Genomic DNA, 23823 nt, shown 5'->3' on the forward strand with positions numbered 1-23823 from the left:
CATAATATAAAGAAAGGAGGAGGATTTATGTCTCGTAAAGGACCAGCACCACGCCGTGATGTTCTGCCTGATCCTATTTATAACTCCAAGCTTGTTACTCGTATGATCAACCGTGTAATGAATGATGGTAAAAAAGGAAAAGCGCAAAATATCCTATACAGAGCATTTAACCTCGTACAGGAGCGTTCCGGTCAGGATCCGATGGAAGTTTTCGATCAGGCCATGAAAAACGTTATGCCTGTATTGGAAGTAAAAGCCCGCCGCGTAGGGGGAGCTAACTATCAAGTACCAATCGAAGTTAAACCAGACCGTCGTACCACTCTGGCACTTCGTTGGATCGTAAGCTACGCCCGTCTTCGTGGAGAGAAAACCATGGAAGAGCGTCTTGCAAATGAAATTCTTGATGCTTCCAACAACACAGGATCTGCTGTTAAGCGTCGTGAAGATACTCATCGTATGGCTGAAGCAAACAAAGCGTTTGCTCACTACCGCTGGTAAGCAATACTGCGGAAAATACTACTTTGATGAATGGAAGGAGAAAGAAAGTCCATGGCACGTGAATTCTCCTTGGAAAAGACCCGTAATATCGGGATCATGGCTCACATTGATGCTGGGAAAACAACAGCAACAGAGCGTATCCTTTATTACACGGGTCGTATCCATAAAATTGGTGAAACCCATGAAGGTGCTTCTCAAATGGACTGGATGTCGCAGGAACAAGAGCGTGGTATTACTATTACCTCCGCTGCGACGACAGCCCAATGGAAAAATCACCGCATCAATATTATCGACACTCCAGGTCACGTAGACTTCACCGTAGAGGTGGAACGTTCCCTGCGTGTGCTTGACGGAGCTGTTGCGGTATTGGATGCTCAGTCTGGCGTGGAGCCGCAGACAGAAACTGTATGGCGCCAGGCGACTACTTACCATGTTCCACGTATTGTTTTTGTTAACAAGATGGACAAGGTAGGGGCGGATTTCGTTTATTCCTTGAGCACACTGACAGAACGTCTCGGAGCGAATGCTCAGGCAATTCAGCTTCCGATCGGTGCTGAAGATGATTTTGAAGGAATTATTGATTTAATCGAGATGCAGGCTTACTACTACCTCGATGACCTTGGAACCCGTGCGGAAGCCCGTGAAATACCGGAAGAATATCAGGCTCAAGCGCAGGAATACCGCCAGAAGCTGGTAGAAGCTGTATCCGAGCTTGATGAAGAGCTTATGATGAAATACCTTGAAGAGGAAGAAATTACAAATGAAGAACTCAAGCTGGCTATCCGTAAAGGAACGCTGAACGTTGAGTTTTATCCAGTACTTTGTGGTTCTGCCTTTAAAAACAAAGGTGTGCAGCTCATGATCGACGCTGTGCTCGATTATCTTCCATCTCCATTGGATGTTCCTGCAATTAAAGGGAAATATCCGGATTCGGAAGAAGAGGAAGAGCGCCCGGCAGACGACAACGGAAAATTCTCTGCGCTGGCATTTAAAGTGGCCACAGACCCTTATGTCGGCAAGTTGACTTTCTTCCGTGTATACTCGGGTACACTCACTTCCGGCTCGTACGTCAGAAACTCCACCAAGGACAAACGTGAACGCGTGGGCCGTATTCTTCAAATGCACGCAAACTCCCGTGAAGAAATTTCAACGGTATATGCCGGTGATATTGCAGCGGGTGTCGGCTTGAAGGATACGAGCACCGGGGACACTTTGGTGGCAGAGAAAGACAACATCGTGCTTGAATCGATGGACTTCCCGGAACCGGTTATTTCCTTGTCTGTTGAGCCGAAGTCGAAGGCGGACCATGATAAAATGAGTATCGCCCTCGGAAAGCTTGCAGAAGAGGATCCTACTTTCCAGACGGAAACAGACGAAGAAACCGGACAAACGATCATCAAAGGTATGGGTGAGCTTCACCTTGATATCATCGTTGACCGTTTAAAACGGGAATTCAAAGTAGAAGCGACCGTAGGTGCCCCTCAGGTATCCTATCGTGAAACAATCCGCCAGGAAGCTAACTGCGAAGGTAAATTCGTACGTCAGTCCGGTGGTCGCGGGCAGTACGGACACGTTTGGGTCAAATTTGAGCCAAACGAAGAAGGCGCCGGCTTTGAATTTGTAAACAAAATTGTCGGTGGTGTGGTACCTCGTGAATACGTACCTTCCGTGCAGGCCGGTATTGAAGATTCTCTTCAAAGCGGAATGCTCGCCGGTTATCCGGTAATCGACGTAAAAGCTACTTTATTTGATGGTTCCTACCACGATGTCGACTCTAACGAGATGGCATTTAAGGTAGCAGCTTCCATGGCTCTGCGTGAAGCAAAGCAAAAATGTAAGCCGGTACTGCTGGAACCATTGATGAAAGTAGATATCGTGGTTCCAGAAGAATACATGGGCGACGTGATGGGCGATGTAACATCCCGCCGTGGCCGTGTGGACGGTATGGAAGCACGAGGCAATTCTCAGGTTATCCGGTCGTTCGTACCGCTTGCTGAGATGTTTGGCTACGCCACGACTCTTCGTTCCAACACGCAGGGCCGCGGAACGTATTCCATGTTCTTCGATCATTACGAAGAAGTGCCAAAAAGTGTTTCTGAAGATGTTATCAAGCAGGCAACAGGACAGTAAAAATCCGGCAGCTTGATGATTGTATGCACGACCGATTTATTGTAAGCTAAGGTAGGGCGTTTACTGATAGCAGCGCCCGCCTGGCTGCTATACAACATTAATTACCTGAAATAAAGGGAGGACAATTATAATGGCAAAAGAAAAATTTGACCGTTCGAAAACGCATGCGAACATTGGTACTATCGGTCACGTTGACCATGGTAAAACAACTTTGACTGCTGCGATCACAACAGTACTTCACAAAAAATATTCCCGCGGAACGGCTATGGCTTATGACGCAATCGACGGTGCACCTGAAGAGCGTGAGCGTGGGATTACGATCTCTACTGCACACGTAGAGTACGAAACTGATTCCCGTCACTATGCACACGTAGACTGCCCAGGTCACGCGGACTATGTTAAAAACATGATCACCGGTGCAGCTCAAATGGACGGAGCGATTCTCGTTGTTTCCGCAGCTGACGGCCCAATGCCTCAGACTCGTGAGCACATCCTGCTTTCCCGTCAGGTTGGTGTACCATCCATCGTTGTTTTCTTAAACAAAGTTGACATGGTAGACGATGAAGAGCTTCTCGAACTCGTTGAAATGGAAGTTCGTGACCTCTTGTCTGAATATGACTTCCCTGGCGACGATGTACCAATCATCAGCGGTTCTGCTCTGAAAGCCCTTGAAGGCGATCAAGAGTACGAAAACAAAATTCTTGAACTGATGGAAGCTGTAGACAACTACATTCCAACTCCAGACCGCGACAAAGACAAGCCGTTCATGATGCCTGTAGAGGACGTATTCTCTATCACAGGCCGTGGTACAGTTGCAACTGGCCGTGTTGAACGTGGCGTTCTTAACGTTGGGGATGAAATTGAAATCATCGGTATCGATGAAGACTCCCGTAAATCCACGGTTACTGGTGTGGAAATGTTCCGTAAGCTTCTTGACTATGCAGAAGCTGGCGACAACATTGGCGCGCTTCTCCGCGGTGTGTCCCGTGATGACATCAAACGTGGCCAAGTTCTTGCAAAGCCAGGTTCGATTACTCCACACACTAACTTCAAAGCAGAAGTTTATGTACTTTCCAAAGACGAAGGTGGACGTCATACTCCATTCTTCTCTAACTATCGCCCGCAGTTCTACTTCCGTACGACGGACGTAACTGGCATCATCCAGCTGCCTGAAGGCGTTGAAATGGTAATGCCTGGCGATAACGTAGAAATGACAGTTGAGCTTATCAACCCAATCGCTATCGAAGAAGGAACCAAGTTCTCTATTCGTGAAGGCGGCCGTACAGTTGGCGCCGGCGTTGTTTCTACCATTCAAAAATAATCACCGGTTATTCTCCCCTAATGCTGAAAAGCATTAGGGGTTTTTTATTTCTTCTATATAAATACTCTGAAAGCTGAAAAAGAAAAAGGGGGAGGCCGGAAAAGATTTTTTGAAAAAACCCTTGCGTAAAAGGCGAACGATCACTATAATAGATGAAGTGTGACCATGGGAGACATAGAAATACTTCTATATTCATCCACGGTCAGGCGATGATGCGGAAGGTTGCTGACACACCCGGGTCCATTGCCATGATCAGGTGTGAGGAAATTTTCGCGGAGTATGTCTGTAAAATCGGACGAGAAGGAGGGCTTTTAATGGCAGCTAATGAAAAAATTCGTATTCGTTTAAAAGCGTATGATCACAGAGTGTTGGATCAATCCGCTGAAAAGATTGTAGACACGGCAAAACGTTCTGGTGCAGGTGTTTCTGGACCGATTCCATTGCCAACAGAGAAATCTGTTTATACAATCCTTCGTGCTACGCACAAATTTAAAGATGCTCGTGAGCAATTTGAAATGCGTACACATAAACGTTTAATCGACATTTTGACGCCAACGCCGCAAACGGTAGATTCGCTTATGCGTTTAGATTTACCGTCAGGTGTAGATATCGAAATCAAATTATAATAACAAATATATGAAAACTAAAATTTATTAGGAGGTGTGACTCATGGCCAAAGGAATCTTGGGTAAAAAACTCGGCATGACGCAATTGTTTAAAGAAAACGGCGAACTGCTTCCAGTTACGGTCATTGAAGCAGAACCAAACGTTGTGCTTCAAAAGAAAACTACTGAGTCCGATGGATACGAAGCTATTCAGCTAGGTTTCCACGACAAAAAAGAAGCACGCGCAATCAAACCGGAAAAAGGACATGCTGAGAAAGCAAATACGACCCCCAAGCGCTTCGTTAGAGAAATCCGCGGGACAAACCCAGAGGATTACGAGGTTGGTCAAGAGGTCAGTGTAGCAACATTTGCAGAAGGAGACATCGTAGACGTCACAGGAAAATCCAAAGGGAAAGGCTTCCAAGGTGCTATTAAGCGCCACAACCAATCCCGCGGACCAATGACGCACGGCTCCCGTTTCCACCGTGCCCCAGGTGCTATGGGTGTTATCGACCCTAACCACGTATTGAAAGGCAAAAAGCTCCCTGGACGTATGGGTAACAACACAGTTACTGTACAAAATCTGGAGATTGTTAAAGTAGATACCGAACGTAACGTACTTTTAGTTAAGGGCAACGTTCCTGGTGCGAAACGCAGTTATGTAACAGTACAAAACGCTGTAAAAGCAAACACTGAAAAAGCATAATAGAAAGGAGGGCGCAAGATGCCAACAGTAGATTTACTAAACCAAACCGGTTCCCGCGTAGGAGATATCGAACTGGCAGACACTGTATTCGGTATTGAACCAAATGAGCATGTTCTGTATGACGCAGTAATCATGCAGCAAGCATCGTTACGACAAGGAACGCACAAGGTAAAAAATCGTTCCGAACGTCGCGGCGGCGGACGCAAGCCGTGGCGCCAAAAAGGCACAGGCCGGGCCCGCCAAGGTTCCATCCGTTCCCCGCAATGGGTGAAAGGTGGTATCGTATTCGGGCCGACGCCAAGATCCTACGGCTATAAACTTCCAAAGAAAGTTCGCCGTCTGGCTATCAAATCAGCACTCGCAAGCAAAGCACAGGAAAATGACCTTGTCGTACTTGATGAGCTGAAATTTGAGGCTCCAAAAACGAAAGAGATGGTTAAAGTACTTTCTTCTCTTTCCATTGATACCAAGGTATTGATTGTTACCGGCGACGACGATGAAACCGTCGGATTGTCCGCGCGCAATCTTCCTAATGTAACATTCCTCACGGCAGGCAGTTTAAACGTCCTAGACGTTGTTAAACATGACAAATTGGTTATTACACAGGACGCCGTGAAGAAAGTAGAGGAGGTGTTCGCATAATGGAAGCACGTGACGTGATTAAAAAACCCGTTATTACAGAACGCTCCGCTGACTTGATGGATGAAAAGAAATACACGTTTGAAGTAGACGTGAAAGCTAATAAATTCCAAATCAAAAACGCGGTTGAAGAAATCTTTGATGTTCAGGTAGAACAGGTAAATACAATGAACAAAAAAGGTAAATTCCGTCGTTTTGGCCGTCATGAAGGGTATAAACCAAACCGTAAAAAAGCGATCGTGACGCTTACAGCTGATAGCGAAGATATTGAATTCTTCGAAGGTGCTTAATTAACAAATAGATACGAAGGAGGGAAATGAGCATGGCTATCCAAAAGTATAAACCGACCACAAACGGCCGCCGTCACATGTCGGTAAACAAGCACAGCGAAGTCACTTCAGAAACACCAGAGCGTTCGCTGCTTGAGCCGCTTCACAAAAAAGGCGGCCGTAATAACCAGGGTCGTATGACCAGTCGTCACCAGGGCGGCGGGCATAAACGTCAATACCGCGTTATTGACTTTAAACGTAATAAAAATGACGTACCAGGTAAAGTTGCTGAAATCGAGTATGATCCAAACCGTTCAGCAAATATTGCGCTTATCAACTACGTTGATGGCGAAAAACGGTACATCCTTGCTCCAAAAGGGCTGAAAATCGGCCAGGAAATCATGGCTGGTTCGAATGCAGATATTAAACTTGGTAACGCACTTGATCTTCGTGATATCCCAGTAGGTACTGTTATTCACAACATCGAATTGAAGCCGGGCCGCGGCGGACAGCTCGTTCGTTCTGCTGGTGCTGAAGCACAGGTTCTCGGTAAAGAAGGTAAGTACGTACTTGTGCGTCTTCGTTCCGGAGAAACTCGCTTAATCCTCGCCTCCTGCCGCGCAACTGTCGGCCAGGTTGGCAACGTAGAGCATGAACTGGTGAACATCGGTAAAGCCGGTCGTTCCCGTTGGTTAAACAAACGTCCACACGTTCGTGGTTCCGCAATGAACCCTAGCGATCACCCACACGGTGGTGGTGAAGGCCGTGCACCAATCGGACGCGTTGCACCTGTATCCCCTTGGGGTCAGCCAGCAGTTGGCTATAAAACAAGAAAACGCAATAAAGATTCTAATAAATATATCGTACGGGGCCGTCGCCGTAAGAAAAAATAATAAAAAGATGAAGCTGCGGTTCTCCGGAATCGCAGGTTAATCGCGAAAGGAGGTTCTCTCATGGGTCGTAGTTTAAAAAAAGGACCTTTCGTCGACTTGCACTTGATGAATAAAATCGAGAGACTGAACGAATCGGACAATAAAGAAGTTATTCGTACCTGGTCGCGCCGTTCCACAGTATTTCCGGAATTTGTCGGCCACACGATTGCAGTGTACGACGGACGCAAGCACGTACCTGTTTATGTATCTGAAGATATGGTAGGCCATAAACTTGGTGAATTCGCACCAACGAGAACATTTAAAGGCCATAAAAATGACGATAGAAAAACGAAAAGATAAGACCTGAGGGGAGGTAAAGAAACATGGAAGCAAAAGCAGTAGCAAAGCAGATCCGTATCGCCCCCCGCAAGGCTCGTCTTGTGATAGACCTAGTCCGGGGAAGATCCGTCGGAGAAGCTATTGCCATCCTTAAGAACACGCCAAAGTCGGCGTCTCCGATTGTTGAGAAAGTTATTAACTCTGCCATCGCCAACGCAGAGCACAACTATGAGATGGAACCAGAAAATCTTTACATCAGCCAAGCATTCGTAGACGAAGGAGTAACACTCAAACGTTTCCGCCCACGGGCAATGGGACGCGCAAGCCGCATTAACAAACGTACGAGCCACATTACTGTAATCGTCGAAGAAAAAAAGGAGGGATAACGCGTGGGACAAAAAGTTAATCCTATCGGACTTCGTGTTGGAGTCATCCGTGATTGGGAATCGAAATGGTATTCGGAAAAAGAATACGCGAATTTGCTTCATGAAGACTACAGAGTACGCCGCCACATCGAAACGAAGCTCGTGGACGCTTCAATTTCCACAGTAGAAATTGAACGTGCGGCAAACCGTGTAAACATTACGATCCACACTGCGAAACCAGGCATGGTTATCGGCCGTGGAGGTTCAGAAGTAGAGTCGCTTCGTAAAGAATTGAATAACTTGACTGGCAAGCGAGTACACATTAACATCGCAGAAGTAAAACAGGCAGATATGGATGCCCGTCTCGTAGCGGCAAACATTGCCCGCCAGCTTGAAAACCGCATTTCTTTCCGTCGTGCTATGAAACAATCCATTCAGCGTACGATGCGCGCAGGAGCAAAAGGGATCCGTACAGAAGTAAACGGACGCTTAGGCGGCGCTGACATCGCCCGCTCTGAAAGATACAGTGAAGGAACAGTACCTCTCCATACGTTGCGTGCTGACATTGATTACGGCACTGCAGAAGCAGACACAACGTACGGTAAACTAGGTGTGAAAATCTGGATTTATCGCGGAGAAGTCCTTCCAACGAAAGGAACGAATCAAGAGGAAGGAGGCAAATAATATGTTATTGCCAAAACGCGTAAAATATCGTCGCGAACACCGTGGCAAAATGAGAGGCCGTGCAAAAGGCGGCAAAGAGATCACTTTTGGTGAATACGGACTGCAGGCAGTCGAAGCTTCCTGGATTACGAACCGCCAGATTGAATCTGCACGTATTGCTATGACCCGTTATATGAAACGTGGCGGTAAAGTCTGGATTAAAATTTTCCCGGATAAGCCATACACAGCTAAACCCCTTGAAGTCCGCATGGGTTCCGGTAAAGGTTCTCCTGAAGGCTGGGTAGCAGTTGTAAAACCAGGGAAAATCATGTTTGAAATTGCCGGGGTTAACGAAGAGGTTGCCCGTGAGGCATTGAGACTTGCAGCTCACAAGTTACCGGTCAAAACGAAATTTGTGAAACGCGAAGAAGTGGGTGGTGAGGCAAATGAGAGCTAATGAATTGAGAGATCTAACCACAACTGAAATCGAAGATCAGACGAAAAGCCTGAAAGAAGAACTTTTTAACCTTCGTTTTCAATTAGCAACCGGTCAGTTGGAAAATCCCGCCCGCATCCGTACCGTAAGAAAAGATATTGCACGTGCCAAAACCGTTTTGCGTGAACGTGAACTCGGGATGAACAAAGGCTAAAAGGAAAAGGAGGTTAAACCAATATGGCTGAAGAACGTAACAACCGTAAGGTTTATAACGGTCGCGTGACATCCGATAAAATGGATAAAACGATTGCCGTTGTTGTTGAAACGTATAAAAAAGACCCGTTGTACGGCAAACGTGTCAGAGACTCCAAAAAGTTTAAAGCCCACGATGAAGAAAACATTGCAAAAGTTGGCGATATCGTCCAAATCATGGAAACCCGCCCATTGTCGAAAGACAAGCGTTTTCGTCTCGTGAAAGTAATAGAAGAATCAGTTATTCTTTAAATCGTTTTTAAAGAAAGGAGGTACCGTGACCTATGATCCAACAAGAATCACGCTTAAGAGTAGCGGATAACTCTGGTGCCCGCGAAGTCCAGTGTATAAAAGTTCTAGGCGGTTCCGGCCGTAAAACTGCTAACATCGGTGACATGATTACGTGCTCTGTCAAACAAGCAACACCAGGGGGCGTTGTCAAAAAAGGCGAGATTGTCCAGGCAGTTATTGTACGTTCCCGCAGCGGCGTCCGCCGTCCAGACGGTTCTTACATTCGCTTTGACGAAAACGCAGCCGTAATCGTACGTACGGACAAAGGACCACGTGGAACACGTATCTTTGGTCCAGTAGCAAGAGAGCTTCGTGACGAGCAGTATATGAAAATTATCTCCCTTGCACCGGAAGTGCTGTAATACAAATATCATGCGAAGTCGTGATGTCCCGTTAAGGAGGTGCGAAAATGGCCCAAAATAAGCTTCATGTTAAACAGGGTGAAAAAGTAAAAGTAATCAGCGGCAAGGATAAAGGCAAAGAAGGCGTAATCCTTAAAGCAATGCCTGCGCAGGAGCGTGTAATCGTTGAAGGTGTGAACATCGTGAAAAAACATGCGAAGCCTTCCCAGGAAAACCCACAAGGCGGTATCTTAAACCAAGAAGCTGCCATTCACGTATCAAACGTTATGCCGCTTGATCCGAAATCCGGCGAACCAACACGGGTTGGTCACAAGGTAGAGAACGGCAAAAAAGTACGTGTCGCCAAAAAATCAGGTGAAGCCCTGAACTAAGTAAGACAAAGGACGAGAGGAGGTCACACGAATGAACGCTTTAAAAGAAAAGTATCAAACATCAATCGTACCGAGTCTGCACGAGAAATTCGACTATTCTTCCGTAATGGGAGTACCGAAGGTTGATAAAATTGTTATTAACATGGGTGTCGGGGAAGCAGTACAAAACCCTCGCTCATTGGATAAAGCAGTAGAAGAGCTGGAAGCAATCAGCGGGCAGAAGCCTTTGATTACAAAAGCAAAACGTTCTATTGCAGGATTTAAACTTCGTGAAGGTATGCCAATCGGTGCAAAGGTAACTTTGCGCGGAGCACGTATGTATGACTTCCTGGAAAAATTAATCCACGTCACGCTTCCACGTGTCCGTGACTTCCGCGGGGTGTCAAACAAAGCATTTGACGGCCGTGGTAACTACACACTCGGTGTACGTGAACAATTGATCTTCCCGGAAATTTCCTACGATCAGGTAGAAAAAGTACGCGGAATGGATATCGTTATCGTTACTACTGCTTCGACTGATGAAGAATCTTACGAACTGCTCAATCAAATGGGCATGCCGTTTCAAAAATAAATTATTCACGTAAACGCCGGCAGCAGCCGGCGCACGACCCCGTAACTGGGAGGGAGGTATTCAAATGGTCATGACAGATCCGATTGCTGATATGCTGACTCGTATCCGCAACGCAAACATGGTGAACCACGAGAAAGTAGAATTTCCTGCATCGAACCTGAAAAAAGAAATCGCTGAAATCCTCAAGCTGGAAGGTTTCATTCGCGACGTTGAATATGTCGATGATAAAAAACAGGGAATGATCCGCTTATTCTTAAAAACTGGTACAGAAAACAAAAAAGTTATTTCTGGTATCAAACGTATCAGTAAACCAGGTCTCCGTGTTTATGCAGGATCCAACGAGGTTCCTAAAGTGCTGGGCGGACTTGGTATCGCAGTAATTTCTACATCTAAAGGCGTTATGTCTGATAAAGAAGCAAGAAAGCAAAACGTGGGCGGCGAAGTTCTCGCATACGTTTGGTAATAAAATCGTTATAAAGAACGGAGGTGTGCAGTATGTCTCGTATTGGCCTGAAACCAATCGAAATTCCAGAAGGCGTGACAATCGCTAAAGATGGAAATACAGTTACAGTCAAAGGACCAAAAGGTGAATTGAGCCGTGAACTTCACCCGGTTATCACTGTGAATCTTGGAGAGTCGGAAGTAACTTTCGAACGCCATTCTGATAATAAAGAGCACCGCTCGCTCCACGGTACGACCCGAAGCCTTGTAAACAACATGGTAGAAGGCGTAACAAAAGGTTATGAAAAGAATCTTGAGCTCGTCGGTGTAGGTTATCGTGCGCAGAAATCCGGTGAAAAGCTGGTACTAAACGTTGGTTACTCCCACCCGGTAGAATTCGTTTCCGAGGAAGGAATCGATATTGAAGTGCCTTCTAACACAAAAGTGACCGTTCGCGGTATTGATAAAGAACGCGTTGGTGCTGTAGCGTCCAACATTCGCTCTGTACGTCTTCCTGAACCATATAAAGGCAAAGGAATCCGCTACGAAGGAGAAGAAGTTCGCCGTAAAGAAGGTAAGACGGGTAAATAATTGTTAATTAACATCGTAACAAGCACGAAAGGAGGAACTGTACGATGGCTCAAGCAACAAGCTATGAAAAACGCAAAAAACGCCATATGAGTATCCGCCGTAAAATCAGCGGTACACCAGAACGCCCTCGCCTGAACGTTTTCCGTTCTGCAAAGCATATCTATGCGCAGCTGATCGACGACGAAGCAGGGGTGACACTGGTAGCAGCTTCGACAATGGAAAGAAATTCCGGAATCGAAAATGGCGGCAATAAAGAGGCAGCCCGTAAAATCGGGGAAACTCTCGCCAAGCGTGCTACGGAAAAAGGCTATGATACAGTCGTTTTTGACCGGGGTGGATTTGTTTATCACGGCCGTGTTCAAGAACTCGCTGAAGCAGCCCGGGAAAACGGACTAAAATTCTAAAAAGCAAGGGAGGGACAAGAATGCAAGGTATTGATCCGAACAAACTGGAACTTGAAGAACGCGTTGTAACTATCAATCGTGTGGCAAAAGTGGTAAAAGGTGGACGTAACTTCCGCTTTGCAGCACTCGTAGTAGTTGGAGACCGTAACGGCCATGTCGGCTTTGGCCAGGGGAAAGCTCTCGAAGTACCGGAAGCAATCCGTAAAGCGGTAGAAAATGCTAAAAAGGACCTTGTGCAAATTCCTATCGTAGGAACAACTATTCCACACGAAATCACTGGTCACTTTGGCGCAGGCAACGTTCTGTTGAAGCCTGCATCTGAAGGTACCGGAGTGATCGCTGGCGGACCAGTACGTGCCATCTTAGAGCTTGGCGGCGTACAGGACATTCTGTCGAAATCTCTTGGTTCCAACAATCCTATTAACATGGTTCGCGCTACTATCGACGGATTAACTTCTTTGAAAACAGCAGAAGAAGTAGCTAAATTGCGTGGTAAGAGCGTCGAAGAATTGTTAGGATAAGGGGGGAAAGCAAATGGCCAAACAATTGGAAATTACCCTTAGCCGCAGCATGATCGGACGTCCGGAAGATCAGCGCGTAACAGTCCGTACACTTGGTTTGCATAAAATAAACCGTACGGTAGTAAAAGAAGACAATCCTGCAATCCGCGGTATGGTGAATAAAGTGTCTCACTTGCTGACGGTAAAAGAACTGGACCAATAAATCTCATTCCTAAATGACAGGGAGGTGGCATCATGAAACTCCACGAACTTCAGCCTGCAAAAGGCAAAAACAAACAGCGTAACCGTGTTGGCCGGGGACCGGCTTCCGGCAACGGCAAAACTTCCGGCCGCGGACATAAAGGACAGAACGCTCGTTCCGGCGGTGGTGTACGTCCAGGTTTTGAAGGTGGGCAAAACCCTATCTTCAAGCGTCTGCCAAAACGCGGCTTTACGAACATTAATCGTAAAGACTATGCTATTGTAAATGTGGAAACGCTCAACAGCTTCGACAATGGTACAACAATTACTCCAGAGACGTTGCTTGAAAAAGGCGTAATCAGCAAATACAAAGATGGCGTGAAAATTCTAGGCAACGGCAAGTTGGAGAAAGAGCTTCAAGTGCACGCGAACAAGTTCTCTGCTTCAGCAGTGCAAGCAATTGAAGCAGCGGGCGGAAAAACCGAGGTGGTCTAATGTTCCGCACGATTATCAACATGTTTCGTGTGAGTGACATTCGAAACAAGGTGTTGTTCACCTTAGTCATGTTGATTATATTTCGGATCGGAAGTTTTATTCCGGTGCCTGGGACAAACCGTCAGGTGCTGAATTTCTCTGATGAAGCAAGTGCATTTGGCTTTTTGAACACGTTTGGAGGCGGGGCGCTGTCGCAGTATTCCATATTTGCGATGGGCGTCATGCCATACATTACCGCTTCAATTGTGGTACAATTGCTTCGTATGGACGTTGTGCCTAAATTTTCGGAATGGGCAAAACAGGGGGAAACAGGAAGACGGAAACTGAATCAGTTCACCCGTTATTTCACTATTGTTCTTGCATTTGTTCAGGGACTTGGAATGTCTGTTGGGTTTAACAACTATTTTCCAGGCCTTATTCCGAACCCAAATGTTGCTAAATATATATTTATTGCGTTGATAATGACAGCCGGCACGGCTTTTTTAATGTGGCTTGGTGAGCAAATCACTGCAAAAGGTGTGGGGAACGGTATCTCTATCCTGATCTTTGCCGGTATTGCGGCGGGTATTCCTAATGGGATCAACCAAATTTATGCAACGCAGATCCAGGATGCTGGCGGAGAGTTATATATAGGCATTATCACTATAGCGCTTCTGGCAGTAGCAGTTCTTGCTATTATTGTAGGCGTCATTTTTGTACAGCAGGCGCTGCGCAAAATTCCTATTCAATATGCAAAACGAACTGTTGGACGGAGCCCGGTTGGCGGACAGTCCACACACCTTCCTTTAAAAGTGAACGCTGCAGGGGTTATCCCGGTTATTTTTGCGTTGGCATTATTTATTTTTCCGCCGACAGCAGCAAGCTTTATTGGTGAGGAAAATGCGATTGCCAACTGGATTGTAAATAACTTTGATTATACGCAGCCTATAGGAATGGTCGTATATGCAGCTTTAATCATTGCGTTTACGTACTTTTATGCCTTTGTCCAGGTGAATCCCGAACAAATGACGGAGAACCTGAAAAAGCAGGGTGGCTACATTCCTGGCATACGCCCAGGGTTTGCCACTGAAAAGTACATCCGGCGGACGCTTTACAGGCTTACATTTGTCGGAGCCCTGTTTTTAACCGTGGTTGCCATCATTCCAGTCTTTTTCATCACACAGATGGGTCTCCCACAGTCGATTCAAATTGGCGGCACAGGCCTTCTAATCGTTGTAGGGGTAGCTTTGGAAACGATGAAGCAAGTAGAAAGCCAGTTAGTTAAACGGAACTATCGCGGTTTCATTAAATAGAATTGGCCTCGAAGATGAAGCTCGCCTATGCCGCTTCCCTTCGGGTAAAATAGTCGTTGGAGGAGATAGCGTGAATCTGATATTGATGGGGCTGCCGGGTGCTGGAAAAGGCACGCAGGCTGCAACAATTAGTGAAGAATACAATATTCCCCACATTTCTACTGGGGACATGTTCCGCACAGCCATTAAAGAAGAGACCGAGCTTGGCAGACAGGCAAAGTCTTACATGGATGCTGGTGATTTAGTTCCAGATGAAGTCACAAACGGTATTGTTGAAGAACGTTTGCAAAAAGAAGACTGCCGGAACGGATTCTTGCTCGATGGTTTTCCTAGAACTCCGGCACAAGCCGGGGCATTGGAAAAAATGCTTTCGGATATGGGCAGGCAGCTTGACTACGTACTGAACATTGATGTTCCAAAAGAAAAACTTGAAGAACGTCTTACCGGCCGTCGCGTTTCCCCTTCCTCCGGCAGAACGTATCATGTTATTTACAACCCGCCGAAGCAGGAAGGCGTTGATGATGTAGATGGAAGTGAACTTGTTCAGCGCGATGATGATAAACCAGAAACGGTTAAGCGCCGTTTGGAAGTAAACATTGAACAACAGCAGCCGTTGATTGATTTCTATAAAGAAAAAGGATATCTCCGTAACATCGATGGAGATCAGGATATAGATAACGTATTTCATGACATTGAAGCACTCTTGAAAGACCTTCGTGCATGATTGTTTGTAAAAAGGGTCGGAAACTCGTTATAATACGGGAAGTGCGATGTGGCAGCAACGTTTCATGATTAACTATGAAACTGCTTATCGGATGCGATCCGGGAACATGATGCAATACCATCATTTTAGGGGTACACTGAATTTGCCTAGAGCAAACACGTATACACCCTCTCCGATGGTTGGACAGCCCAGGCCGTGTAAAACAGCAGCCAGGTTGCTAAATCCTAACGAAGCCTAAGGAAAAGAGGATGCATGCATGAAAGATTCGGAGTCAAGGCGACCCGATCTGGGACAAATCGTTCGAGTGACCCGGGGGCGTGAAGCTGGTCAGTACGCGGTAGTAATTGACGTGCTGGACGATAAGTTTCTCATGTTGGCTGACGGGGAAAGACGAAAGTTCGATCGGGGAAAGAAGAAAAACACGTCCCACGTAGAATTACTTTCGTATATTTCGCCGGAAGTACAGTCAAGTTTAACTGAGACCGGCCGAGTGACTAACGCGAAAATCCGGCACGCTCTTTACACCTTTTTTGAACAAGAAGCCTTATTTGAAAAGGAGAATTAATTCATGGCCAAAGATGATGTTATTGAAATGGAAGGCACGGTCATTGAACCTCTTCCAAACGCTATGTTTCGTGTTGAGCTTGAAAATGGACACAAAATTTTAGCGCATGTTTCCGGCAAAATCCGTATGCATTTCATCCGGATTCTCCCGGGTGATAAAGTAACTGTAGAAATTTCACCGTACGATCTTTCCCGCGGGCGTATTACGTACCGCTATAAATAGACCCGCAGAGTTATTCTTGAGCACTCTTACCAATGCATGGCATGTATGCAGTGAAGGAGGTAAATGGAAATGAAAGTAAGACCTTCCGTTAAAAAGATTTGTGACAATTGTAAAGTTATTCGCCGTAAAGGTTCGGTAATGGTAATTTGCTCGAACCCGAAGCATAAACAAAGACAAGGATAATAAAAAGGAGGTGCCCGCATGGCACGTGTTGCAGGAGTAGATATTCCGCGCGATAAGCGTATTGCTATTTCACTCACTTACGTATACGGCATTGGCAAGTCGCTTGCAGTGACAGTTCTGAACGAAGCTGATGTTGACCAGAACACCCGCGTACGTGATTTAACAGAAGACGAGCTGGCCCGTATCCGTACGGCTATTGATAACAATCATACGGTAGAAGGGGATCTTCGCCGTGAAACTTCCCTCGATATCAAACGCTTGATGGAAATCGGAAGCTATCGTGGAATTCGTCACCGCCGTGGGCTGCCGCTTCGCGGACAAAACACGAAAAACAATTCCCGTACCCGTAAAGGCCCGCGTCGTACAGTAGCAAACAAACGCAAATAATTTATTTATAAAGGAGGTTACCTATTATGGCAAAAACAAAGTCGAACGCACCACGTAAACGCCGCCAGCGCAAGAATATAGAGTCGGGTGTGGCTCATATCCGCTCGACGTTTAACAACACGATTGTAAACATTACGGACGTGCAGGGAAACACACTTGCATGGGCAAGCGCTGGAGTGCTTGGTTTCAAAGGCTCCCGTAAGTCCACTCCGTTCGCAGCTCAAATGACTGCAGAGACAGCAACAAAAGCTGCGATGGAACACGGATTGAAAAGCGTAGAAGTTACAGTGAAGGGTCCAGGAGCTGGACGTGAAGCTGCAATTCGTTCTCTTCAGGCAACCGGGGTAGAAGTTACGGTCATTCGTGATGTAACGCCAGTCCCTCATAACGGGTGCCGCCCGCCAAAACGTCCACGTGCATAACTGAAAGCGAACATGACTATTGCAAAGGATGCAGGTTAGAAGGAGTGCTTTTGCAGTCCGCTTTCCTGTTTTCCTTATTTCCGGCACCGGCTGCCGGATGTACGACGTTTGAAGGAGGGTACGCAAACAAATGATCGAAATTGAAAAGCCTAACATTGAAGCGGTCGAAGTGAGCGAGGATGCCAAGTTTGGCAAATTTGTTGTTGAACCATTGGAACGTGGTTATGGTACTACCCTGGGGAATTCCCTGCGTCGTATTCTCTTATCTTCGTTACCGGGAGCAGCAGTTTCTACGGTTCAGATCGATGGAGTTCTTCATGAGTTTTCTACGATTGAAGGCGTACTTGAAGACGTAACAACCATTATTTTGAATTTGAAAAAGCTTGCTTTAAAAGTGTACTCTGATGATGAAAAAGTGCTCGAGGTGGACGTGCAGGGAGAAGGTACAGTAACTGCTCGTGACATTACGCATGACAGCGACGTGGAAATCCTGAATCCGGATCTTCACATTGCCACATTATCAAAAAACGCCAATTTGCATATGCGCCTTACCGCTCATCGCGGGCGCGGCTATGTCCCGGCTGAAGGAAACAACAGCGACGACCTTCCAATTGGTGTTATTCCTATTGATTCTATTTATACGCCAGTAGAGCGTGTGAATTACCAGGTGGAGAATACTCGTGTCGGACAAATTACCAACTATGATAAGTTAACGTTGGACGTTTGGACAGACGGAAGCATCCGTCCCGAAGAGGCAGTATCGCTTGGGGCAAAAATTATGAATGAGCATTTGAATATCTTTATCGGGTTGACCGACCAGGCACAGAATGCGGAAATTATGGTGGAAAAAGAGGAAGACCAAAAAGAAAAAGTACTTGAAATGACGATTGAAGAACTTGATCTTTCGGTGCGTTCCTACAACTGCCTGAAACGCGCTGGTATCAATACTGTGCAGGAACTGACGCAAAAGTCAGAGGAAGATATGATGAAAGTCCGCAACCTCGGGCGCAAATCGCTGGAAGAAGTTCAGGAAAAATTAGGTGAACTCGGCCTCGGTTTACGCGAAGAGGACTAAGCATAAATACTTGTTTGATTAAAGGAGGGAATTGTAATGCCATACTCAAAGCTTGGACGCGACACGTCGGCAAGAAAAGCACTTTTTCGTGATTTGACGACCGACCTTATTATTAACGGCCGGATTGAAACTACTCACGCTAAAGCAAAAGAGGTACAGCCGATCGCAGAAAAAATTATTACTCTCGGAAAACGTGGAGATTTGCACGCCCGCCGTCAGGCCGCTGCATTTGTCCGCAAGGAGACAGCTAATGAAGAAGGACAGGATGCTGTTCAAAAATTGTTCTCTGAAATTGGCCCTCGTTATGAAGACCGTCAAGGCGGCTACACGCGCGTACTGAAACTTGGACCGCGCCGTGGGGATGCTGCTGAAATGGCTATCATCGAACTTGTATAAACGGGAAGTCCTCGTTTATACATTTCTTTCATTTGCAAATGAAGGTTATAGGTAAAAGAGGCAGGACGATGTCTGTAAAGACTGCGTCTTGCTTTTTTTCTATGTAAAAATTGAACATTAAAGGGAGGGGAGAGGGCGTGGCAATTATTGAACTCCGGGAGCTCGAGTATCAATACGAAGAGAGTGATGAAAAGGTATTAAAAGGATTAACCAAAGATGTCCATCGCGGGGAATGGCTTTCAATTATAGGAGCTAACGGTTCTGGAAAATCAACACTCTCCCGTCTTTTTAATGGCCTGTCTCAGCCAACAGAGGGCTCAGTGCATGTGTTAGGAAAAAACACCGCGGATGATAAGGCTTTGCAAATGATTCGGCAGGAGGTTGGGATGGTTTTTCAAAACCCGGAGCACCAGTTTGTGGCGCCGACAGTGCGTGACGATATTGCTTTTGGCATGGAAAACGCTGGTGTTCCGCGTGAAGTGATGCTTGAACGAATTAAGGAAGTCAGCCAATGGGTAAACATTGAACACATTTTACATATGGAGCCGCACCGTCTGTCCGGAGGCCAGAAGCAACGGGCAGCGATAGCTGGGATCCTTGCTTTGCGACCGCAGGTAATGGTGTTTGATGAATCAACCTCGATGCTTGATCCAAACGGCAGAAAAGAAATTTTGGAAACAATGAGCCGGCTGTGCCGTGAATCAGGTATTACTATTATCTCCATTACGCATTATCTCGAAGAAGCTTTTAAGTCTGATCGTATTTGGTTCATGAAAGCAGGGCGTATCGAAAAAGATATTACGACAAAAAACATTCCAGATCAGCTGGAATGGATGGAAGCGGAAGGGATGCCACTTCCCTATAAATACCAGCTCTATCAGGAAGCAAAGAAGCGGAGAATCGATATGCGAACGCTCCGTACCATGGTTGAAGGAGAGTAGCAGCATGGATGTGAATTTTCAGGACGTAAGCCATGTGTACATGCAAAAAACGCCTTTTGAAACATTGGCACTCAAAAACGTAAATGCGTATTTTCGTGCTTCTTCAGTAACAGCTGTAATAGGGCGTACAGGATCGGGGAAATCGACGCTCGTGCAGCATATCAATGGGCTGTTGAAGCCTTCCGCAGGAGTGGTGAGCGTAGGAGAACATCATCTCGAAGCCAAAACAAAACGGAAAACAGTCAAAGCGGTGCGGAGTCATGTCGGCATGGTATTTCAGTATCCTGAACATCAGCTGTTCGAGGAAACGGTGGAAAAGGATTTGTTGTTTGGGCCGAAAAATAAAGGGATGGATGTAGCGGAAATCCAAAAGAAGCTTCCAGAGCTACTGCAGCAGGTGGGGCTCAGTGAGTCACTGCTCAAGCGCTCCCCGTTCGAGCTGAGCGGGGGCCAGATGCGGCGGGTCGCAATTGCTGGAGTGCTTGCCACCAATCCGGATATTCTTATTTTGGATGAACCAACTGCGGGGCTCGATCCCCAGGGACAAAAAGAAATCCTGAAACTGTTTATGAATTGGCAGCGTACGTATCAGCCGACCACAATCATGATTACACATCAAATGGAAGAAGCGGCCGCCTTTGCTGAGTATATGTACGTGATGGAGGATGCAGAGATCAAAATGCAGGGAGAGCCCGAAACTATTTATGCCCAGCGGAAAAAGCTGCAGGAGATGGATCTGGATATTCCGGAACAGGTACAGGTGCTCCAACAAATTGAACAGGACAGCGGCATCCGTTTTCCGCATTATCAGCTTTCTCCGGCCGAAGCTGCTGACTATTGGCGGCGGGCGGTTCAGAATGGAGGGGTGCCGCGTGTTTGAAAATGTTATTATTGGCCAGTACCTGCCCGGGCGCTCCTATCTCCATCACATGGACCCCCGGGCGAAAATTGCCGCCGTTGTTTTTTTAATTATTGTTATTTTTCTTGTGAACAGCTGGCACGGGTACGCGCTTTTTGGAGGTGCAGCGATAGCCGTTTATTTTCTCTCGGGGGTGCCGTTTCGGTATATTCGCAAGGGGATGTTTCCTGTATTCATTTTAGTAATATTAACTTTCTTTCTGCATGCTTTTTTCACAAGAGACGGCGAGGTGCTTTTTTCTATTGGTATGTTTTCTTTTTATGAGGAAGGCATCCGTCAGGGATTGTTTATTTCTCTACGTCTGCTGCTGCTCGTATACTTTACATCGCTCTTAACGCTGACGACAAGCCCGATTGACCTTACAGATGCACTGGAGCAAATGTTCTCCCCACTCGAGCGCTTTAAGTTTCCCGCCTACGATGTAGCGATGATGATGTCGATTGCGATCCGGTTTATTCCTACGCTGCTGCAGGAAACAGAAAAAATTATTAAAGCCCAGACGGCCCGCGGTGCTGACTTCAACAAAGGCTCCATGCGGGACCGGATGCAGGCGTTTGTTTCACTTTTGGTGCCGTTATTTGTACGTGCTTTCCGCCGGGCGGAAGATTTAGCCTATGCTATGGAGGCCCGCGGCTATAACGGAGGCGAAGGACGCACCAAACTTCGTCTGCTCGTGTGGGGATGGCGGGATACTTTGTGTTGTTGCCTGATCGCGGTGTTTGGAGTTATTTTATTGTTTTTACGCCAGTAATTGAAAGGAGGAGAGCCCGGTGCCGAGAGTGAAAGCAACAGTGGCGTATGATGGTACGTTTTTTGAAGGCTGGCAGGTGCAGCCGGGACGCCGGACCGTCCAGCGAGAAATCGAAGAGGCGCTGCAGAAAATGCATAAAGAAGTTCACGTGCCAATTCATGCTTCGGGAAGGACGGACTCAGGCGTGCACGCAAAAGGCCAGGTCTTCCACTTCGATTCTCCGCTGCAGCTGCCGGAGCATAAATGGGGGAAGGCCCTCGAAACTTTTCTGCCAAAAGATATCCACGTCTGGCACTCTGTGTATGCCGATGACGATTTTCACGCACGTTTTGACGCGGTGGAAAAAGAGTACCGGTACTGTGTGCTGCTACGTAAAGAAAGGGACGTCTTCCGCCGGAACCATGCTTTTTATTACCCTTATCCTACAGATGTGGAAGCCGTGCAGAGGGCTGCCTACTACATTAAAGGAGAGCACGACTTTTCTTCCTTTTGTGCTTCCAATACTGATGTAACAGAGAAAACCCGGACAGTGTATGAAGCCGAGGCCAGGCTTGAGGGAGACGAGCTGTGGTTTACGTTCCGCGGGTCAGGCTTTTTGTACAATATGATTCGTATTGCTGTAGGGACGCTTCTTGAGGTGGGGAAAGGGAATCGCCACCCAGAGGAAATAAAAACTATTATTGAATCAAAAGAGCGTGCGGCTGCGGGTAACACGGCCCCCGGCCATGGGCTGTATCTATGGAGGGTGAACTACTGACTTACAGTTTTGGTTGAAAATAAGGGAGCTGAAGTAATGACATTTGTTAGTTTTCTGTTTGTTCTTGTTTTTGCTGCTATCCACGTGGCTGTGAAGTTTGTTGGTTATATATCTAATGCAAGCCGCCGTAAGCTGATTTCAATCTCTGGCGGGGTAGCTATCGCGTACGTTTTTTCTATTACTTTGCCAAACTTAAGCACGACTCAAAAGCAGATCGACAGCGAAACGAGTACTGCTTTTTTAGAAACGGTAAATAATGATGCTTACCTGGTGGCTATGGCCGGGATGCTTTTAACCTATGGACTGGGAAAGGTGGCTCACTCATTTCATAGGGAAGGCAGCGTCAGAAACCGTCTTCGAAGCGGAAACTTATATTTTTTGATTCCACTTACGTTCTATACATTGTTTAATCTGGTTGTGGGTTATTTGCTGCTTCATGGGCAAATGGGGACAGCGAAGGAAACTGTTTTTTATTTCGCAGCGCTTTCGGTCTATCTGCTAACCTCAGATATCAGCATGCGCTCCATTAACCATCGTCTCTTTGATAAATTTGGCCGGTGGTTTTTAGTAACGGGGGTTTTGGTGGGCTGGCTTTTCGGCTTGCTCGTTGACTTAAAGGACGAGTGGGTGTCAATTATCTATGCGTTTATTTCCGGGGGGATTATTTATCAAGTGATGCAAGAAGAGATACCGCAGCACAGAAAGAGCACTTTTCGTTATTTTGCCGCTGGCTGTGCTCTGTACACAGTACTTTGGTTACTCGTGCGTTAACAGTCTTTTTAGGTCAGTTGAAAGCTTATTTGGCTCTGGAGGAAATTGACTACAAAAAAACAACGTTTCCTGGTGTTTTAACATTGACATTTGGTCCCTGTTATTATACGATGTTATTTGGCATTTCACGTCCCACTGCCCCGGGATACGGAATGATGAGCGTAAATAAGACAAGTGATCGATGATATAATCGGCAGAGAATTGATTTAGGAGGGAAACAACTATGCGTACGACATACATGGCTAAGCCAGGCGAGGTAGAACGCAAATGGTACGTAGTAGACGCACAAGGCCAGACACTCGGACGTCTTGCCAGTGAAGTCGCTGCAATCCTTCGCGGTAAAACTAAGCCACAATACACCCCGCACATTGACGTTGGCGATAATGTAATTATCATTAATGCAGAGAAAATTCACCTTACCGGGAAAAAGCTTTCTCAAAAGTATTATCACCGCCACAGCGGTTATCCGGGTGGACTGAGATCTACACGCGCAGACGACATGCGCCGTGAGAAACCAGAAAAAATGCTCGAAATTGCTATTAAAGGCATGCTTCCGAAAAACACTCTTGGCCGTGAACAAGGCAAGAAGTTATTCGTATACGAAGGTCCAGAGCACAAACATCACGCACAACAACCAGAAGAACTGCAACTGCGCGGTTAAAATAAAAGGAGGGACTACATTTGGCACAAGTACAATACTACGGTACTGGACGCCGGAAAAACTCATCGGCTAGAGTTTTTCTTGAGCCAGGCGATGGAAAAATCACTGTAAACGACCGTGAACTCGACGAGTATTTCAACCTTGAAACATTGAAACTCGTTGTAAAGCAGCCACTCGCTGCTACTGGCACGGAAGGTTCTTATGACATTAAAGTCACTGTAAGAGGCGGCGGCTTCACCGGCCAGGCTGGTGCGATCCGTCACGGAGTAGCACGCGCCCTCTTGAAAGTAGACCCGGATTTCCGTCCTACACTGAAATCTGAAGGCTACCTGACTCGTGATGCACGTATGAAAGAACGTAAAAAATACGGTCTCAAAGCAGCACGTCGTGCGCCACAGTTCTCGAAGCGTTAATTTCATCTCTTCACTCAAAAAC

Annotated in this window: 39 protein-coding genes; all 39 read left to right on the forward strand. The window is 46.5% G+C overall.

Annotated features, from left to right (window positions below; genetic code table 11):
- Positions 1-27: 27 nt before the first annotated feature.
- The 39 genes from rpsG to rpsI all read left to right on the forward strand — a co-directional run bounded on the left by rpsG (position 28) and on the right by rpsI (position 23801).
- Positions 28-498 carry a 30S ribosomal protein S7 gene (rpsG, locus tag B5066_RS06210; protein ID WP_079475102.1) on the forward strand — a complete coding sequence of 157 codons (471 nt, stop codon included), beginning with the start codon at positions 28-30 and terminating at the stop codon, positions 496-498.
- Positions 499-549: 51 nt separating this feature from the next.
- The gene (fusA, locus tag B5066_RS06215; protein WP_079475103.1) at positions 550-2628 is read left to right on the forward strand and encodes an elongation factor G; all 2079 of its coding nucleotides are present in this window, start codon (positions 550-552) and stop codon (positions 2626-2628) included.
- A gap of 130 nt (positions 2629-2758) precedes the next feature.
- Positions 2759-3949: an elongation factor Tu gene (gene tuf / locus B5066_RS06220; protein ID WP_079475104.1), complete on the forward strand. Its 1191-nt coding sequence runs from the start codon at positions 2759-2761 to the stop codon at positions 3947-3949.
- A 314-nt stretch (positions 3950-4263) separates the two neighbouring features.
- On the forward strand, positions 4264-4575 hold the full coding sequence (rpsJ, locus tag B5066_RS06225) for a 30S ribosomal protein S10 (RefSeq protein WP_027847395.1): 312 nt from the start codon (positions 4264-4266) through the stop codon (positions 4573-4575).
- Between the two features lie 43 nt (positions 4576-4618).
- Positions 4619-5260 carry a 50S ribosomal protein L3 gene (gene rplC / locus B5066_RS06230; RefSeq protein WP_079475105.1) on the forward strand — a complete coding sequence of 214 codons (642 nt, stop codon included), beginning with the start codon at positions 4619-4621 and terminating at the stop codon, positions 5258-5260.
- 18 nt (positions 5261-5278) lie between these two features.
- Positions 5279-5902 (forward strand): 50S ribosomal protein L4, encoded by a 624-nt coding sequence (gene rplD, locus B5066_RS06235; RefSeq protein ID WP_079475106.1) that lies wholly within the window; start codon positions 5279-5281, stop codon positions 5900-5902.
- Positions 5902-6189 (forward strand): 50S ribosomal protein L23, encoded by a 288-nt coding sequence (rplW, locus tag B5066_RS06240; protein ID WP_079475107.1) that lies wholly within the window; start codon positions 5902-5904, stop codon positions 6187-6189. Before rplD ends, rplW begins: the two co-directional genes overlap by 1 nt.
- A gap of 32 nt (positions 6190-6221) precedes the next feature.
- Positions 6222-7061, forward strand: a complete 840-nt coding sequence (gene rplB / locus B5066_RS06245) for a 50S ribosomal protein L2 (RefSeq protein ID WP_079475108.1) — start codon at positions 6222-6224, stop codon at positions 7059-7061.
- Positions 7062-7121: 60 nt separating this feature from the next.
- The gene (rpsS, locus tag B5066_RS06250) at positions 7122-7400 is read left to right on the forward strand and encodes a 30S ribosomal protein S19 (protein WP_079475109.1); all 279 of its coding nucleotides are present in this window, start codon (positions 7122-7124) and stop codon (positions 7398-7400) included.
- Positions 7401-7423: 23 nt separating this feature from the next.
- Positions 7424-7765, forward strand: coding sequence for a 50S ribosomal protein L22 (gene rplV / locus B5066_RS06255; protein WP_022794473.1), 342 nt, complete (start codon positions 7424-7426; stop codon positions 7763-7765).
- Positions 7766-7768: 3 nt separating this feature from the next.
- Positions 7769-8428, forward strand: a complete 660-nt coding sequence (gene rpsC, locus B5066_RS06260) for a 30S ribosomal protein S3 (RefSeq protein ID WP_079475110.1) — start codon at positions 7769-7771, stop codon at positions 8426-8428.
- Position 8429: 1 nt separating this feature from the next.
- Positions 8430-8864: a 50S ribosomal protein L16 gene (gene rplP / locus B5066_RS06265; protein WP_079475111.1), complete on the forward strand. Its 435-nt coding sequence runs from the start codon at positions 8430-8432 to the stop codon at positions 8862-8864.
- Positions 8854-9057, forward strand: coding sequence for a 50S ribosomal protein L29 (gene rpmC / locus B5066_RS06270; protein ID WP_079475112.1), 204 nt, complete (start codon positions 8854-8856; stop codon positions 9055-9057). The genes rplP and rpmC overlap by 11 nt, the downstream gene beginning before the upstream one ends.
- Before the next feature lie 23 nt (positions 9058-9080).
- Complete coding sequence (gene rpsQ, locus B5066_RS06275) at positions 9081-9347, forward strand: 30S ribosomal protein S17 (protein WP_079475113.1); 267 nt, start codon at positions 9081-9083, stop codon at positions 9345-9347.
- 32 nt (positions 9348-9379) lie between these two features.
- Complete coding sequence (gene rplN, locus B5066_RS06280) at positions 9380-9748, forward strand: 50S ribosomal protein L14 (protein ID WP_079475114.1); 369 nt, start codon at positions 9380-9382, stop codon at positions 9746-9748.
- A 47-nt stretch (positions 9749-9795) separates the two neighbouring features.
- Positions 9796-10119 (forward strand): 50S ribosomal protein L24, encoded by a 324-nt coding sequence (rplX, locus tag B5066_RS06285; RefSeq protein ID WP_079475115.1) that lies wholly within the window; start codon positions 9796-9798, stop codon positions 10117-10119.
- Positions 10120-10150: 31 nt separating this feature from the next.
- Positions 10151-10690, forward strand: a complete 540-nt coding sequence (rplE, locus tag B5066_RS06290; protein WP_079475116.1) for a 50S ribosomal protein L5 — start codon at positions 10151-10153, stop codon at positions 10688-10690.
- Between the two features lie 64 nt (positions 10691-10754).
- Positions 10755-11153, forward strand: a complete 399-nt coding sequence (gene rpsH, locus B5066_RS06295; protein WP_079475117.1) for a 30S ribosomal protein S8 — start codon at positions 10755-10757, stop codon at positions 11151-11153.
- A 32-nt stretch (positions 11154-11185) separates the two neighbouring features.
- The gene (rplF, locus tag B5066_RS06300) at positions 11186-11722 is read left to right on the forward strand and encodes a 50S ribosomal protein L6 (RefSeq protein WP_079475118.1); all 537 of its coding nucleotides are present in this window, start codon (positions 11186-11188) and stop codon (positions 11720-11722) included.
- A 44-nt stretch (positions 11723-11766) separates the two neighbouring features.
- Positions 11767-12126, forward strand: coding sequence for a 50S ribosomal protein L18 (gene rplR, locus B5066_RS06305; protein WP_079475119.1), 360 nt, complete (start codon positions 11767-11769; stop codon positions 12124-12126).
- Positions 12127-12146: 20 nt separating this feature from the next.
- A complete protein-coding gene (rpsE, locus tag B5066_RS06310; protein ID WP_079475120.1) occupies positions 12147-12647 on the forward strand; it encodes a 30S ribosomal protein S5 in 501 nt (166 codons plus the stop codon).
- 13 nt (positions 12648-12660) lie between these two features.
- Entirely contained in the window at positions 12661-12849 is a 189-nt protein-coding gene (gene rpmD, locus B5066_RS06315; protein WP_079475121.1) for a 50S ribosomal protein L30, read from the forward strand.
- A 32-nt stretch (positions 12850-12881) separates the two neighbouring features.
- Positions 12882-13322 carry a 50S ribosomal protein L15 gene (gene rplO / locus B5066_RS06320; RefSeq protein ID WP_079475122.1) on the forward strand — a complete coding sequence of 147 codons (441 nt, stop codon included), beginning with the start codon at positions 12882-12884 and terminating at the stop codon, positions 13320-13322.
- A complete protein-coding gene (secY, locus tag B5066_RS06325) occupies positions 13322-14614 on the forward strand; it encodes a preprotein translocase subunit SecY (RefSeq protein WP_079475123.1) in 1293 nt (430 codons plus the stop codon). The genes rplO and secY overlap by 1 nt, the downstream gene beginning before the upstream one ends.
- A 70-nt stretch (positions 14615-14684) precedes the next feature.
- Positions 14685-15338: an adenylate kinase gene (locus tag B5066_RS06330; protein ID WP_079475124.1), complete on the forward strand. Its 654-nt coding sequence runs from the start codon at positions 14685-14687 to the stop codon at positions 15336-15338.
- 256 nt (positions 15339-15594) lie between these two features.
- Positions 15595-15903 (forward strand): KOW domain-containing RNA-binding protein, encoded by a 309-nt coding sequence (locus tag B5066_RS06335; protein ID WP_143745403.1) that lies wholly within the window; start codon positions 15595-15597, stop codon positions 15901-15903.
- Between the two features lie 3 nt (positions 15904-15906).
- On the forward strand, positions 15907-16125 hold the full coding sequence (gene infA / locus B5066_RS06340; RefSeq protein WP_026702375.1) for a translation initiation factor IF-1: 219 nt from the start codon (positions 15907-15909) through the stop codon (positions 16123-16125).
- A gap of 69 nt (positions 16126-16194) precedes the next feature.
- Positions 16195-16308: a 50S ribosomal protein L36 gene (gene rpmJ / locus B5066_RS06345; protein ID WP_079475125.1), complete on the forward strand. Its 114-nt coding sequence runs from the start codon at positions 16195-16197 to the stop codon at positions 16306-16308.
- Positions 16309-16326: 18 nt separating this feature from the next.
- Entirely contained in the window at positions 16327-16695 is a 369-nt protein-coding gene (gene rpsM, locus B5066_RS06350; protein ID WP_079475126.1) for a 30S ribosomal protein S13, read from the forward strand.
- 26 nt (positions 16696-16721) lie between these two features.
- Positions 16722-17117, forward strand: a complete 396-nt coding sequence (gene rpsK, locus B5066_RS06355; RefSeq protein ID WP_079475127.1) for a 30S ribosomal protein S11 — start codon at positions 16722-16724, stop codon at positions 17115-17117.
- A gap of 130 nt (positions 17118-17247) precedes the next feature.
- Positions 17248-18192, forward strand: a complete 945-nt coding sequence (locus B5066_RS06360; protein ID WP_079475128.1) for a DNA-directed RNA polymerase subunit alpha — start codon at positions 17248-17250, stop codon at positions 18190-18192.
- A 36-nt stretch (positions 18193-18228) separates the two neighbouring features.
- A complete protein-coding gene (gene rplQ / locus B5066_RS06365) occupies positions 18229-18588 on the forward strand; it encodes a 50S ribosomal protein L17 (RefSeq protein WP_022794495.1) in 360 nt (119 codons plus the stop codon).
- 137 nt (positions 18589-18725) lie between these two features.
- Positions 18726-19529 (forward strand): energy-coupling factor transporter ATPase, encoded by an 804-nt coding sequence (locus tag B5066_RS06370; protein ID WP_179124045.1) that lies wholly within the window; start codon positions 18726-18728, stop codon positions 19527-19529.
- 4 nt (positions 19530-19533) lie between these two features.
- The gene (locus B5066_RS06375; protein WP_079475130.1) at positions 19534-20409 is read left to right on the forward strand and encodes an energy-coupling factor transporter ATPase; all 876 of its coding nucleotides are present in this window, start codon (positions 19534-19536) and stop codon (positions 20407-20409) included.
- Positions 20402-21199, forward strand: coding sequence for an energy-coupling factor transporter transmembrane component T family protein (locus B5066_RS06380; RefSeq protein WP_079475131.1), 798 nt, complete (start codon positions 20402-20404; stop codon positions 21197-21199). The genes B5066_RS06375 and B5066_RS06380 overlap by 8 nt, the downstream gene beginning before the upstream one ends.
- A gap of 19 nt (positions 21200-21218) precedes the next feature.
- Positions 21219-21956, forward strand: a complete 738-nt coding sequence (gene truA, locus B5066_RS06385) for a tRNA pseudouridine(38-40) synthase TruA (RefSeq protein WP_079475132.1) — start codon at positions 21219-21221, stop codon at positions 21954-21956.
- Between the two features lie 36 nt (positions 21957-21992).
- A complete protein-coding gene (locus B5066_RS06390; RefSeq protein ID WP_079475133.1) occupies positions 21993-22727 on the forward strand; it encodes a hypothetical protein in 735 nt (244 codons plus the stop codon).
- Positions 22728-22950: 223 nt separating this feature from the next.
- On the forward strand, positions 22951-23388 hold the full coding sequence (gene rplM / locus B5066_RS06395; RefSeq protein WP_079475134.1) for a 50S ribosomal protein L13: 438 nt from the start codon (positions 22951-22953) through the stop codon (positions 23386-23388).
- A gap of 20 nt (positions 23389-23408) precedes the next feature.
- Positions 23409-23801, forward strand: coding sequence for a 30S ribosomal protein S9 (gene rpsI, locus B5066_RS06400; protein ID WP_022794501.1), 393 nt, complete (start codon positions 23409-23411; stop codon positions 23799-23801).
- The last annotated feature ends 22 nt before the right edge of the window (positions 23802-23823 follow it).

It is taken from the genome of Marinococcus halophilus (genome assembly GCF_900166605.1).
Taxonomy (GTDB): domain Bacteria; phylum Bacillota; class Bacilli; order Bacillales; family Marinococcaceae; genus Marinococcus; species Marinococcus halophilus.

Excerpts from the sequence above, each read along its gene's own strand:
- rpsG (WP_079475102.1), top strand. The coding sequence starts at position 28 with ATGTCTCGTAAAGGACCAGCACCACGCCGTGATGTTCTGCCTGATCCT.
- fusA (WP_079475103.1), top strand. The coding sequence starts at position 550 with ATGGCACGTGAATTCTCCTTGGAAAAGACCCGTAATATCGGGATCATG.
- tuf (WP_079475104.1), top strand. The coding sequence starts at position 2,759 with ATGGCAAAAGAAAAATTTGACCGTTCGAAAACGCATGCGAACATTGGT.
- rpsJ (WP_027847395.1), top strand. The coding sequence starts at position 4,264 with ATGGCAGCTAATGAAAAAATTCGTATTCGTTTAAAAGCGTATGATCAC.
- rplC (WP_079475105.1), top strand. The coding sequence starts at position 4,619 with ATGGCCAAAGGAATCTTGGGTAAAAAACTCGGCATGACGCAATTGTTT.
- rplD (WP_079475106.1), top strand. The coding sequence starts at position 5,279 with ATGCCAACAGTAGATTTACTAAACCAAACCGGTTCCCGCGTAGGAGAT.
- rplW (WP_079475107.1), top strand. The coding sequence starts at position 5,902 with ATGGAAGCACGTGACGTGATTAAAAAACCCGTTATTACAGAACGCTCC.
- rplB (WP_079475108.1), top strand. The coding sequence starts at position 6,222 with ATGGCTATCCAAAAGTATAAACCGACCACAAACGGCCGCCGTCACATG.
- rpsS (WP_079475109.1), top strand. The coding sequence starts at position 7,122 with ATGGGTCGTAGTTTAAAAAAAGGACCTTTCGTCGACTTGCACTTGATG.
- rplV (WP_022794473.1), top strand. The coding sequence starts at position 7,424 with ATGGAAGCAAAAGCAGTAGCAAAGCAGATCCGTATCGCCCCCCGCAAG.
- rplP (WP_079475111.1), top strand. The coding sequence starts at position 8,430 with ATGTTATTGCCAAAACGCGTAAAATATCGTCGCGAACACCGTGGCAAA.
- rpmC (WP_079475112.1), top strand. The coding sequence starts at position 8,854 with ATGAGAGCTAATGAATTGAGAGATCTAACCACAACTGAAATCGAAGAT.
- rpsQ (WP_079475113.1), top strand. The coding sequence starts at position 9,081 with ATGGCTGAAGAACGTAACAACCGTAAGGTTTATAACGGTCGCGTGACA.
- rplN (WP_079475114.1), top strand. The coding sequence starts at position 9,380 with ATGATCCAACAAGAATCACGCTTAAGAGTAGCGGATAACTCTGGTGCC.
- rplX (WP_079475115.1), top strand. The coding sequence starts at position 9,796 with ATGGCCCAAAATAAGCTTCATGTTAAACAGGGTGAAAAAGTAAAAGTA.
- rplE (WP_079475116.1), top strand. The coding sequence starts at position 10,151 with ATGAACGCTTTAAAAGAAAAGTATCAAACATCAATCGTACCGAGTCTG.
- rpsH (WP_079475117.1), top strand. The coding sequence starts at position 10,755 with ATGGTCATGACAGATCCGATTGCTGATATGCTGACTCGTATCCGCAAC.
- rplF (WP_079475118.1), top strand. The coding sequence starts at position 11,186 with ATGTCTCGTATTGGCCTGAAACCAATCGAAATTCCAGAAGGCGTGACA.
- rplR (WP_079475119.1), top strand. The coding sequence starts at position 11,767 with ATGGCTCAAGCAACAAGCTATGAAAAACGCAAAAAACGCCATATGAGT.
- rpsE (WP_079475120.1), top strand. The coding sequence starts at position 12,147 with ATGCAAGGTATTGATCCGAACAAACTGGAACTTGAAGAACGCGTTGTA.
- rpmD (WP_079475121.1), top strand. The coding sequence starts at position 12,661 with ATGGCCAAACAATTGGAAATTACCCTTAGCCGCAGCATGATCGGACGT.
- rplO (WP_079475122.1), top strand. The coding sequence starts at position 12,882 with ATGAAACTCCACGAACTTCAGCCTGCAAAAGGCAAAAACAAACAGCGT.
- secY (WP_079475123.1), top strand. The coding sequence starts at position 13,322 with ATGTTCCGCACGATTATCAACATGTTTCGTGTGAGTGACATTCGAAAC.
- B5066_RS06335 (WP_143745403.1), top strand. The coding sequence starts at position 15,595 with ATGAAAGATTCGGAGTCAAGGCGACCCGATCTGGGACAAATCGTTCGA.
- infA (WP_026702375.1), top strand. The coding sequence starts at position 15,907 with ATGGCCAAAGATGATGTTATTGAAATGGAAGGCACGGTCATTGAACCT.
- rpmJ (WP_079475125.1), top strand. The coding sequence starts at position 16,195 with ATGAAAGTAAGACCTTCCGTTAAAAAGATTTGTGACAATTGTAAAGTT.
- rpsM (WP_079475126.1), top strand. The coding sequence starts at position 16,327 with ATGGCACGTGTTGCAGGAGTAGATATTCCGCGCGATAAGCGTATTGCT.
- rpsK (WP_079475127.1), top strand. The coding sequence starts at position 16,722 with ATGGCAAAAACAAAGTCGAACGCACCACGTAAACGCCGCCAGCGCAAG.
- B5066_RS06360 (WP_079475128.1), top strand. The coding sequence starts at position 17,248 with ATGATCGAAATTGAAAAGCCTAACATTGAAGCGGTCGAAGTGAGCGAG.
- rplQ (WP_022794495.1), top strand. The coding sequence starts at position 18,229 with ATGCCATACTCAAAGCTTGGACGCGACACGTCGGCAAGAAAAGCACTT.
- B5066_RS06375 (WP_079475130.1), top strand. The coding sequence starts at position 19,534 with ATGGATGTGAATTTTCAGGACGTAAGCCATGTGTACATGCAAAAAACG.
- B5066_RS06390 (WP_079475133.1), top strand. The coding sequence starts at position 21,993 with ATGACATTTGTTAGTTTTCTGTTTGTTCTTGTTTTTGCTGCTATCCAC.
- rplM (WP_079475134.1), top strand. The coding sequence starts at position 22,951 with ATGCGTACGACATACATGGCTAAGCCAGGCGAGGTAGAACGCAAATGG.